Here is a 10,070-nt window from a genome sequence, read left to right as displayed (position 1 = left end):
TGAAGAACGCGGCGGCCTGGTTGGTGAACGTCGAGCGGTTTGGCGACTCGGTGATCGCCAGCCAGCACCGCAAGGACGGCGCGAAACACTCCCAGTGAGAGGCATGGCGCACCGGGTCAAGCCCACCTAGACCCTCACATCTGCGCACAAGCTTCGGAGGGTCGTGTCACCCGGATCCATGCGTGTCCGGCTCCCTTCCAGCTGCCCATCGGGGCAAGGTACATATGAGGCCATGGAGGTGAGCGGACCCCTCCTCACCGCACCATTGCTCGAGTACCTCAGCGCGACAGGGGAATCTGATGGCACGTGCCCTGGCAGTCACCATCTTGATGGCCGATGACGATGTGGATGATCGGGATCTCACCCGCGATGCCCTGCGGAAGAACCAGCTCAACGGCGAGCTGAGGTGGGTCGAGGACGGGGAGGAGCTGCTCGACTACCTGAACCATCGGGGACGCTACAGCGACCCGAAAGTCTCCCCGCGCCCGGGGCTCATCCTGCTGGATCTGAACATGCCTCGCATGGACGGCCGCGAGGCCCTGCGCGAGATCAAAGCGGACCCGGAGCTGCGCCGCATCCCCATCATCGTCCTGAGCACCTCCAGCGCGGACGAGGACGTGGTGCGCAGCTACGATCTGGGAGCCAACTGCTTCATCACCAAGCCCGTGACGTTCGAGCGGCTCGTCGAGGTCGTCAAGGTCCTCGGCGAGTACTGGCTGCAGACAGCCACGCTCCCGCTCGCGAGCCCGACATGACATGGGGGGCGGCCTCGCCTCCGCTGCGCGTCCTCCTCGTGGAGGATGACCCGGATGACTTCATCCTGGTGCGTGATGCGCTGCGGGAGCTGGGCGACCCACGGCTGTCCCTGGACTGGGTGGAGGACGCCGACGAGGCCCTCGTGACAATGGCCTCGGGGCTCCATGACGTGTGCCTGCTGGACTACCGGCTCGGGGCGCACACGGGGCTGGAGCTGATGCAGCAGGCGCGCCGGCGAGGTGCGCGGCTGCCCGTCATCCTGCTGACAGGGAACTCGGACAACGAGATCGATCGCCAGGCCCAGGAAGCGGGGGCCGCGGACTTTCTGGTGAAGTCGCAGATGACGCCGGTGCTGCTGGAGCGGTCCATCCGCTACTCGGTCCAGCACGCTCGCACGCTGGAGGCGCTTCGCCGTTCCCGGGCGAGCTTCCGCGAGCTCATCGAGCGGCTGCCCGATGGGGTGTGCGTCATCCATGGCTCACGCATCAGCTACGTGAACCCAGCGCTCTTCACCTTGCTGGGGTGCGTCTTTCCGAACGAGCTCCTGGGGCTGGAGGTGCAGGAGGTGGTGGCCCGCTTCTTCCACCCTGAGGAGGGGGAGCAGGTGCTGCGCGACCTCGTCACGACACAGGAAGAGGAGGGGCGCGAGCCCTTCCGGGAGCTCCGCCTGGTGCGCATCTCCGGGGAGAGCATCCCCGCGGAGCTGGCCCGGTTCCCGGTGGTGTTCGAGGGGCAGCCGTGCACCATGTGGATTGCCAGGGATCTGACCGAGCGCAAGCGGATGCAGGCCCAGCTCGTGCTCACGGATCGCATGGCCTCGCTGGGGATGGTCGCGGGGATGGTCGCGCACGACATCAACAACCCGCTGGCCTACGTGCTGGCCAACCTGCACATCCTGGAGGGGGACGTGCTGCCACGCCTGGGAGTCACAGCCGCCGAGCGCACCGAGGTGCAAGAGCTGGTGGCGGACGCCCAGCTGGGAGCGGCCCGGGCTCGGGAGATCGTCCAGCAGTTCCGGATCTTCTCGCGAGGGGAGAAGGAACCCGGGCGGCAGAGCCTGGAGGTGCATCAGGTCATCGAGTCCTCGCTGCGCCTGGCGAGCAGCGAGATCCGGCATCGCGCCCGGCTGGTGCGGGACTACGGCGATCCGATCCGCATCGAGGCCCGAGAGGTGGAGCTGGGGCAGGTGCTCCTGAACCTTCTGGTCAACGCGGCCCAGGCCATCCCCGAGGGGAGCGTGGAGCTCAACGAGATCCGCGTCGTCACGCGGCTCCGGGGCGCGGAGGCGGTGATCGAGATCCGCGACACCGGCACGGGGATCCCCTCGGACAAGCTCGAGCGGGTCTTCGAGCCGTTCTTCACCACCAAGCCCAATGGCGTGGGTACAGGGCTGGGCCTGCCGATCTGCCGCAACATCGTCGCGTCCTTGGGAGGACGGCTGGAGCTGGAGAGCGAGGTCGGGCGCGGCAGCATCTTCCGAATCGTCCTGCCCGCGGTCGCCCACCCCAGCATTGCCTCCCTGCCAGAGCCTGCGCGGGAGCTGTCCCCAGGACCGGGGCGGCGGGGGCGGATCCTCATCGTGGATGACGAGCCCCTGGTCAGCCAGGCCATCCGCCGGGCGCTCCAGCGCGAGCATGAGGTGATGGCGCTGACGAGCGCTCGCGAGGCCCATGCGCGCCTCACGGGCGGCGAGCAGTTCGATCTCATCCTCTGTGACATCATGATGCCGGAGATGAGCGGCATTGACCTGCACGAGGAGCTGGCGCGCGTGGCTCCCGAGCTCGCGGCGCGGATGGTGTTCCTGACGGGTGGCGCCTTCACGGCCCGGGCGCGCGAGTTCCTCAGCCAGATCAAGAACCCCTGCGTGGAGAAGCCGTTCCTCCCGAGGGATCTCCAGGATCTGGTGCGCTCGCTGCTGTCCGAGGGCGCCGCATCTCCTGCGTGAGGCGCAGTCCTCGCACGTTCTCCCACCTCTGGCGTTAAAAAAGGCTCCCGAAATTCCCGCGGGAAGATTTGGGAGAGGGCTCGTTCTCTGGGCACAACCTAGGAGCACTGTCCGCAGGACAGGGGGAGAACGAGTCGTGATTCTGAATCTGAAGAAGGCTGCAGCGGCGGTGATGGCAGCGGGGATGTTGGCGGGGTGCGGGGGTGTGGAGGCAGAGGTAGACGTGAACGCCGAGGAGCGGGGCGCGGGCGTGGAGGTGATGGATCGCCAGGCGGCACAGGCGGAGGCGCAGCTGCGCGCGGCGATGGTGGCGAACATCGACCCGCTGAAGATGAAGGGCTACGAGGCCATGGGCCGGGCCACCACCTCGCTGGAGGTGCAGGCCGCGTTCGGTGCGGAGTACATGGCGCGGATGCAGGCCCGCGGGTTCACTCCGGGCCCGCGCAAGGCGCTGGACGAGGCGAGCGCGTCCGAGGGCATCCTGGTGCTGGCCGATGGGCGGCAGTTCCGCAAGCGGCTGGACTCGATTCCCTCCACCCCCGAGGAGCTGATGGCGCCGCCGAGCGTGAAGGACGGCAACCGGGACGTGAGCGGCAAGTCGCTGATCGGCACGGACGGCAAGAGCGCGATCGCCACCACCAGCTATACGCAGTTTCCCTTCCGGGCGACGGGCACCATCCTGTCCACCTCCACCTCGGTGCGAGGCTTCTGCAGCGGAGCGCTGATTGGCCCGCGGCTGGTGATGACGGCCGGGCACTGCGTGTTCGACCCGGACACCGACGCCTGGTCGTGGAACACGTGGTTCTCGCCGGGCCACCGGGGTGAGGGCTCGGACCGGTTCGCGAACGGCACGCCGCGCCGGGTGGTGGGCCTCTGGGCCTGGAACGGGTGGGTGTCCAACGAGGATCCCAACTACGACATCGGCTTCATGCTGCTGGAGGACGAGCCGCGCACGGCCTCGCTGGGCTGGTTCGGGTTTGGCTGGTGGGAGCCGAAGACGGTGCTGGACGGGGTGAGCGTCACGCTGCTGCAGTACCCGGGAGCCAACGCCCTCTGCGCGGACTCTCCGCTGGCGAGCGGCCGGTGTGGCGCCTTCCAGTACATCGCGTCCTCCGCGATCGATGAGGCGGGCCCGGCTTCGTGCCCGAACCTGCTGACGCACTTCGCCGACACCGAGCCGGGCTCCAGCGGCTCGCCGACGTACCGGTGGTGGGACGGTGGACGGTGGATCGTCGGCCCCCACGCGTACGGCACCGGCTACTGCACCTCCGGACGGAACAAGGCGGTGCGCATCAACCAGTCCATGGCGGCCTTCGCCTGCAGCCTCTTCGACGACTACCCGAGCGCCTACGCCTCTCGCAGCTGTGGGTAGAAGTGTCAGGTGGTTCGAGGTTGGGGGGTGGGAGAGGCCCACCCCCGACCGGGAGTGAACGCTTGTGAGGCGGAGTGAATAACTCCGCCTCACGTGCGTCTTGGGGTCTTGGTAGGCCGCTGGGAGCGGGATGGGCGGGAGTGGGTCCGAAGTACGGGCAGCGGGACCAACAGCTCTTCACCCCCTGAAGGCGGGCCTCATATGCAGAAGCGATGGTTGCTGGCGCTTGCGCTCACGAGCGCACTCACGGGCTGCTACGTGGAGCCCTATCCGGAAGACCCCTTCGGTCCGGAGTTCCCGGAGGACCCCTTCGAGGACCCCTTCTTCGAGGACCCCTCTGGACTGGGCAAGCCGGACTTCGTGCTCGAGTCCCTGACAGGGCCCTTCGCGCTGAGCACGGCCCCCCAGGAGCTGCTGCGAGCGCGGCTGTGCAATCGCGGAGATACGTCCAGTAGCACCGAGGTCTCCTTCTTCCTCTCGAAGGACGCGCTCCTCGACTCGCGAGATGTGCTGGTGGCCACCAGCTCCCGGATCAGCGTGCCGGCGGAGGGCTGCCGCGAGGTGACCGGACGCGTCGGCACGCTGGAGCTCGCCGCGCGCACCTACCACCTGATCGCCGTGGCGGACGCGGATGACCGGGTCAGCGAGCAGCTGGAGGGCAACAACGAGCGCGAGGGCGGCGACATCCGCGTGGACTTCAACGCGCCGCCCGCGCCGCTGCTCTCCTGGGTCGACTCGGGCTCGATGCAGCTGCCGAGGCTCATCGCCCGCTCCGAGACCAACGCCAAGATCCGCGTCTACGCGGGTGACAGCTGCTACGGCGAGCCCGTGGCGGATGGGATCTCCAGTGATGACTCGTACTGCGAGATGCCGATCGATGTCGGCTCCCATCCGGCGAGCAGCTACTCGGCCCGGGCGTATGACTATGCCGGGAACGCCTCGGGATGCAGCTCCATCCCCACGCCTTCTCAGTACGACACCACCCCGCCGGCCGATCCGGTGGTCACCGAGGCGAACTGGCAATATGGCACCACTCAGCACGGGCTGCTGGTGAGGGGCACCACGGAGCCGGGGGCAGAAGTGGGAGTCTTCGTCGATGTGGCGTGCACGGGCTTCCCGGCCGCCACCGTGTTCGCGGGCTCGAACGGCGCCTTCACGGCCGAGCTGACCGTCGCGGCCTCCAGCCCGGGCAGCATCCGCCGGGTGTACGTCGCCGCGCGGGACGCCGCGTACAACGAGTCCGAGTGCGTCGAGGGCCCCACGTACGAGACGCCGTGCCAGCAGGGCTACGCCAACTGCGATGGGAATCCCGCCAACGGCTGCGAAGTGAACCTCATGGAGGACGTGTCCCACTGCGGCGCCTGTGGCACGAGCTGCGAGGCCCAGGGCAATGCGACGGGCGTGTGCGTGGCGGGGACGTGCGGCGTGGCCTGCCCGGTGGGGGCGTACGACTGTGATGGGAACCCGGCCAACGGCTGCGAGTCCACCTACGCGTGCAACCCCACGACGTGCACCATCGACCGTTCGGCAGAGCTGATGATCACCGCGCTCTCGGTGGTGGAGGATCCCGTGCGGACCGCGCCGGGCGGGGCCTGGCACTTCGGCACGCTCATGAGGGCGATGGCGGGGGATCAGGATCCGTCCACGATGGTGCGCAGCTGGCTGAAGACGTGGATGACGGCGCAGACGGTCAACGGCCTCACGCTGCCGGCGCGGACGCAGATGATGAACAAGGTGCTGGGGCCCTGGGAGACGCGGAGCGGCGGGGCGAACCGGCCGCTGGACTTCAGCAGGGCGCCGTTCCGGCTGCTGGCCATCACCAACCGCATGGACCTGCGCCAGCCTGGGGTGCAGGCCGGAGAGGGGCGCTTCGTCTTCGGAGTGCTCGACCCGTCGGGGGCTCCGCTGGAGTTCACGGTCATTCTCGAGTACGCGCTGCCAGGCGGCACGCCGGAGGCCATCCAGCGCTGGGCGCGGGACTGGCATGAGCTGGGCCAGCTGGGCCTGAACCACCCGAGCTACAAGGTGAAGCTCCAGGCGCTGACAGATCGCTTCGCGAAGTCGGGGGTGCTGCCGGGCCGGCCGTTCGGCAACGCGCTCAACCAGCTGCGCACCAACGAGGTGGATCTGGCCGATCCGTGGGAGATGCGGGAGTACACCCTGACGACGGCGGGCCTGCAGCCGGCCACGGTGAAGCTGACGCCGGACTTCGGGTTCGAGAACTCGAACACGCTGAGGGACTTCATCCAGGCCAACCAGGCGGACGTCCTCGCCGAGCGGCACTCGGTGCCGGAGAGCTTCGCGGGCCGGCGGTTCCTGGCGGCGGGCGCGAAGGTGCCGGAGGACTTCTTCTGGCGTGTGCCGGGAGTGTCTTCGGAGGCGCGGCACAAGTTCTCGCTGAACACGTGCAGCGGGTGCCACTCGAGGGAGACGCGCACGGAGTTCGTGCACGTGGCGCCGCGGGCCGCGGGCCAGCAGGCCGCGCTGTCGGCCTTCCTCCGGGGTGGGACGGTGTTCGATCCGGTGACGCAGGTGTCGCGTTCCTTCGATGACCTGGGCCGTCGCGCCGAGGACCTGGCCACGCTGGTGTGCGGGACGCAGGGGACGCAGGGGCTGAAGGGTGTGGAGACGTTCGGGGGCTTCCCGGCGCCCTCCAACCTGCCTCGGGCGCGCGTGCACTGAGGCACGGGGAGACGCGGGAGCCTGACTCCCGCGAAGGGCTGGCAGGGACCTTCTGAAGCCCGAGGCTACACCTGGGTCTTCACCACGTCCTTGATGCCGCTGGTGGCCTTCTCGACGACCTTGCTCGTCAGGTCCAGCTCCAGCGTGTACTTGTACATGGAGGCCTGGAGCGACAGCAGCTCCGCATTCGAGAACTGCTTGCCCGTGACGCCAGCGTCGATCAGCTTGTCCAGCCGCCGCTGCCCCTGCTCCAGCTCTCTCACCACGCTCGACACCATGTTCAGCGTGGGGCGCTCCGTCTTCGAGATGCTCTCCACCTGGCTCACCCCCTGCGCGCCCTGGACGGCCGCGGCCTTCCCGTGCGCCTTGTCTGCGAGGACCGCGTCAAACTTCGACTCCCCAGGTTTGCTCACCTGAGGAGCTCCCTGATCCGGCAGCTTCGGCTGCACCACCTGTGTGGCCGTGATACCCGTCATGGCTCTGGCTCCCGCAAAGAGATTCCGGTCGCCAGTATCCCCGCAGCGGCTGACACCCCAGGGCGCTACACTGTCGGCATGCCATGGGCTCTCGCGCTGCTGACCTCCTCCCTCCTGGCTCAAACGCCCCTCCCCTCCACCTCCTCGGTGGAGGTGAAGCTGCCTTTCGTCACCACCCTCCACTTCGAGAACGATCTGCTCGCCAAGAGCGACCGCTTTTACTCGAACGGCATCCGCGTGACGCACTCTGGCGAGTACGACGGGTGCCGCAAGCTCGCCCTCGCTCTCGGCTTGCCGGGTGGCGTGGAGCACCGCTACCCCTGTGGGGGCTCGCTGTCGCAGAACATGTACACGCCCAGCCGCATCGTCCCCAGTGACGGCGAAGTGCCCTGGCCGAACCCTGACGACCGGCCCTACGGCGGATGGCTCCATGCCGGCCTCCTGTTCCACTCCCTCCACGCCGCGGAGCGACCCTCTGACTCCTCCCGGCTCACGCTCCAGGCCACCGTGGGCATCACCGGCCCGCCCGCCTTCGCGGGGGAGACGCAGCGCGCGTGGCACTCCGCGCTCAACAACCTCTTCGGCCGCACGGTGGCCCGGATCCCCGTGGGCTGGGAGAAGCAGCTCCCCACCGAGCCCGCCTTCCACCTCTCCGCACTCCGCGAGAAGACCCTGCTGTGGAGCCCCTATGTGGATGCCTCCTGGTCCGCGGGAGCCATGCTGGGCACCGTCTTCGTCAACGCGAGCCTCGGCGCCACGGTGCGCGCTGGATGGATTGCCCGGCCGTTCGGACTTGCACCCATCATTCCCTCCATCCGGGGAGTGAGGCAGGCTCAGCGCGAGGCTGAGGGGCAGACCGCGGAGGCGAGCACACAGGCCGTCGCTCCCGAGCGCACCTGGGAGGCGTACTTCTTCGCGCGCGGGCAGGCGCGGCTGGTGGCGCGCAACCTGTTCCTGGATGGAACGCTCTTCCGCTCGAGCGCCAGCGTGCGCAAGACGCCCTTCGTGGGAGACAGCGAGTTCGGCGCGGCCATGCGCACGGGGGGCGTCCAGCTCGACCTGAGCATGGTGTTCCGCTCACAGGAGATGGCCGAGCCCCCCAACTCCCGGCTCTCCGGACACCGCTTCACACAGCTCCAGCTCTCGTACCTCCACTAACGCGTCGTGCGTCAGGCGTGGGTGAGCTGGAGGGAGAGGGACGCCTCCGGTGGGCGGTGGCTCCAGGTGTGGAAGGACTCGCGGAACTCGTCCAGAGTCCTCGCCAGTGGGCTCCCGGGCTTCGCCGAGAAGGCCTCGGAGCTGGCCAGGCCTCGCGTGGAGAGGCCGATGACGAAGGGGCCTTCGGGCCGCTCGTTCGGGAGTGGGCGCGCGAAGAGCCGCCGGTCTCCTTCCAGCCGGTACACCAGCGCCGTGAGGTGCCCGAGCACCCAACCCGCCGCTGCTGTCCGTGCCTCGGCTGAGGGCGCCTCGATGGACACCACCAGCCGCACCGGAGCCTCTCGTGAGAAGTCCGCGGGCGCGAACAGCGCTTCCCAGGCCGCCTCGGTTCCTTCCGCGCGCGCCCGCTGGACGAGCTCGCGCGCTCGAGTGAGCTCGTCCCGGAGCACCTGGAGCGTCGAGCGCGAGACGTTGCGCGAGGTGTTGCGCGGAGGCAGCGCCGGGGCCACCACGGGCATCAAGTCCCGCTTCCCCTCGGGGCGGTAGCGCGCCGTCTCGGCAGTCACCGTGACCGGCTGTGGCCCGGGCCAGGCAGCGAATGTCTCGAAGAAGTGCGCGAGCAGGCGCTCGTCCGTGCTCGCCGCCTCTCGGGGTGCGCGCATGCAGCTCCAGGCCGCCATCACGGCCCAGGACAGTCCACCCAGGTAGCCCAGCGCGTGCGAGTACACACCCCGAGCCTTGGCCCAGGCTCGCACGGCACGCAGCGTGATGCGGAAGCGCTCAGGGCCCGCGCCCTCGCGCTCCACAGCCTCGAGCAACGCGGTCGTGTCGGCCCAGCCGTTGAGTGAGCGGAAGCCAGCGGTGTCCAGGTGCTCTCCATGCTGCGCAAGCAGCTCCTCGGGGGGACATGGCTCGACACCCTCAGGGCGGCTCGCGTACGACACGTCGAAGTGCACACCGCCGATGGAGAGCTTCACCATGGGAATGGCCGCGTCAGCCACGAAGCGTCCACGGGCAGTCCCGTCCTGCTCGGACAGCGCCTGGAGGAGCTCCTCTGCGAAGCCCTCTCGCGACAAGTGCGAGGGACCGACCGCCACCGCGTCCACGTCGCTGCTCGCGCTGCCCGTCCCGAGCAGATACGAGCCATAGGGGTGGAGCTGCAGCCCGAGCTCCGTGCAGACAGCCTCGAGCCGGTTCACCGCCGCCGTGCGCTGATGCCGCGCCTCGTTGGACTCCCACTCGCCACGCGCCTCCAGCACCGCTCGCAGCGTCCCCGACTTCTCAGGGGGCGCGCGTGCTGCCTCGGCCGGGCCTGGCTTCTCTGCCGAGGGAGTCTCCGTCGCTCCTGTTGCCTGAGGTGGACGGTGCCCACCTGCGCCTGGATCCGTGCCGTGCCTTCTGCCTCTGCCAAGCTGCACGCGACGCCGTACCTCGAACGGGCCGTCGCCGCGCCGGCTGATGAGGCACACCTCGTGCGCCTCGAAGGTGAGGGGCTTCCAGTCCCGCTCCCATGCAGAGAGCGTGCTGCGGATCTCCGCGGGGCTCGAGCGCGGGAGCTGGCCGATGCTCAGGTGTGGAGTGAAGCCGTGCTCGGACTTGCGGCCCTGCTCGTCACACTGGGGCAGCGCCGCTTGGAGCTTGGCCTGGAGCGCTTGGAGCGCGCCATGGGGACGATCCTCCG

Annotated in this window: 7 protein-coding genes; 5 read left to right on the top strand and 2 right to left on the bottom strand. The window is 69.0% G+C overall.

The window, feature by feature from the left end; all coding sequences use genetic code 11:
• The first annotated feature begins 299 nt into the window (after positions 1-299).
• The 4 genes from VD972_RS40780 (at position 300) to VD972_RS40765 (ending at position 6,755) form a co-directional block, all read left to right on the top strand.
• Positions 300-755, top strand: coding sequence for a response regulator (locus VD972_RS40780; protein ID WP_324994648.1), 456 nt, complete (start codon positions 300-302; stop codon positions 753-755).
• The gene (locus VD972_RS40775) at positions 752-2,701 is read left to right on the top strand and encodes a hybrid sensor histidine kinase/response regulator (protein ID WP_324994646.1); all 1,950 of its coding nucleotides are present in this window, start codon (positions 752-754) and stop codon (positions 2,699-2,701) included. Before VD972_RS40780 ends, VD972_RS40775 begins: the two co-directional genes overlap by 4 nt.
• A gap of 136 nt (positions 2,702-2,837) precedes the next feature.
• Complete coding sequence (locus VD972_RS40770; protein ID WP_324994644.1) at positions 2,838-4,073, top strand: trypsin-like serine peptidase; 1,236 nt, start codon at positions 2,838-2,840, stop codon at positions 4,071-4,073.
• 201 nt (positions 4,074-4,274) lie between these two features.
• Positions 4,275-6,755: a hypothetical protein gene (locus VD972_RS40765; protein WP_324994642.1), complete on the top strand. Its 2,481-nt coding sequence runs from the start codon at positions 4,275-4,277 to the stop codon at positions 6,753-6,755.
• A 65-nt stretch (positions 6,756-6,820) separates the two neighbouring features.
• Here the strand turns inward: VD972_RS40765 and VD972_RS40760 are convergent, their stop codons facing one another.
• Positions 6,821-7,231, bottom strand: coding sequence for an ATP-dependent helicase HrpB (locus tag VD972_RS40760; protein ID WP_324994640.1), 411 nt, complete (start codon positions 7,229-7,231; stop codon positions 6,821-6,823).
• Between the two features lie 78 nt (positions 7,232-7,309).
• Here VD972_RS40760 and VD972_RS40755 point away from each other — a divergent pair, with 78 nt between their 5' ends.
• Positions 7,310-8,389, top strand: coding sequence for a lipid A deacylase LpxR family protein (locus VD972_RS40755; protein ID WP_324994638.1), 1,080 nt, complete (start codon positions 7,310-7,312; stop codon positions 8,387-8,389).
• 11 nt (positions 8,390-8,400) lie between these two features.
• Here the strand turns inward: VD972_RS40755 and VD972_RS40750 are convergent.
• Positions 8,401-10,070 (bottom strand): poly(A) polymerase (locus VD972_RS40750; RefSeq protein ID WP_324994636.1); only part of this gene is annotated, 1,670 nt, incomplete at its 5' end.

Source organism: Hyalangium sp. (genome assembly GCF_035629615.1).
Classification (GTDB): Bacteria; Myxococcota; Myxococcia; order Myxococcales; family Myxococcaceae; genus Hyalangium.
The sequence above is the reverse complement of the archived record's forward strand: the minus strand, read 5'-3'. Positions and strand labels throughout refer to the sequence as shown.

Coding starts and splice junctions, on each gene's coding strand:
- VD972_RS40780 (WP_324994648.1), top strand. CDS start 300: ATGGCACGTGCCCTGGCAGTCACCATCTTGATGGCCGATGACGATGTG.
- VD972_RS40775 (WP_324994646.1), top strand. CDS start 752: ATGACATGGGGGGCGGCCTCGCCTCCGCTGCGCGTCCTCCTCGTGGAG.
- VD972_RS40765 (WP_324994642.1), top strand. CDS start 4,275: ATGCAGAAGCGATGGTTGCTGGCGCTTGCGCTCACGAGCGCACTCACG.
- VD972_RS40760 (WP_324994640.1), bottom strand. CDS start 7,231: ATGACGGGTATCACGGCCACACAGGTGGTGCAGCCGAAGCTGCCGGAT.
- VD972_RS40755 (WP_324994638.1), top strand. CDS start 7,310: ATGCCATGGGCTCTCGCGCTGCTGACCTCCTCCCTCCTGGCTCAAACG.